Source organism: Micromonospora sp. NPDC051296, assembly GCF_040682255.1.
GTDB classification, from domain to species: Bacteria; Actinomycetota; Actinomycetes; order Mycobacteriales; family Micromonosporaceae; genus Micromonospora; species Micromonospora craterilacus.
The window spans coordinates 30,382-31,298 of the sequence record NZ_JBFBAO010000029.1; the positions used below are offsets into that span (position 1 = coordinate 30,382).

A 917-nucleotide genomic window follows, 5' to 3' on the forward strand; every position below is an offset into this window, starting at 1 on the left:
CGAGTTCAAGGTGGACAGCATCCGACTGCCACACGGCTCCCAGCTATGGCAGATCCGCTCCGACGGCACCGAAGCACTGGTCGCGGTCCTCGACACCGACGGCCCCACCTGGCACCGGGTGGGTGAGGCTGATGCGTGACGGTTACGTCGCCCGGTGGCGCGGTCATGAGTACGAGGCCAGCCCCGACGGGGACAAGGTGCGCCTCTATCGGCCAGCGGCGGGTGACGGCTTCGAAGAGGTGCGGCCGGGGCGGTTCGTCCTGGTGCTGCCTGTCCTTGAGGTCGAAGGCCTGGCGTACGTGCGCACCACCTGCTCCTGGAAGGGCGAGCCGTTCATCGTGCTGGCCGAGCACGACACGTGGCTGCGGGTCGAATACACCGGCGGCCGGCGGCCGGTCGCCGAGTCGATGGGGTTGGAGGCGCTCGACTTCGGTGTCTACCAGGGTTGGGCTCCGGTCAACGAGGTCACTGACCTGCGCGAGCACCGCACCTGACAGGTCAGGCGGATCGGCCACGGACGGTGGACGGGTCCACGGGTCGATTCCGGCCATTTGCACCAATATTGGTGAAACGCGATTGTTTTCGCCATTAACGTCCGAGACTCGATCTCCGGGTTGACACTCCCGCGAGCTATCGCGTAGCAGTTAATAAGGGACGGAAACGCCGTCAGGAATTACCGCAGCAAGCGGTGATGCTACATGTGCTGACTCATCGAGTCCAGCTCGACGTTTCGACTGACGTATGCGGTCGACAATGCGCTCTGCGCGGCAAGGCGGAGAAGGGGTCAAACCCACTGCATCGTTCGGGGGGAGCTGTGGAGTTTCGGCTTCTGGGCGCCGTAGAGGCATGGTCCGGGGAACGGCAACTCGACCTCGGGCCACGCCAACAGCGGAGGCTGCTTGCGGTCCTGGCGTTGA

General features: G+C 64.9%; 1 protein-coding gene. It reads left to right on the plus strand.

The annotated features are described in order from the left end of the window. Nucleotides 1-131: 131 nt before the first annotated feature. Nucleotides 132-494, plus strand: a complete 363-nt coding sequence (locus AB0M52_RS05530) for a hypothetical protein (RefSeq protein ID WP_363949257.1) — start codon at nt 132-134, stop codon at nt 492-494. Nucleotides 495-917 lie beyond the last annotated feature (423 nt).

Coding starts and splice junctions, on each gene's coding strand:
- AB0M52_RS05530 (WP_363949257.1), top strand. CDS start 132: ATGCGTGACGGTTACGTCGCCCGGTGGCGCGGTCATGAGTACGAGGCC.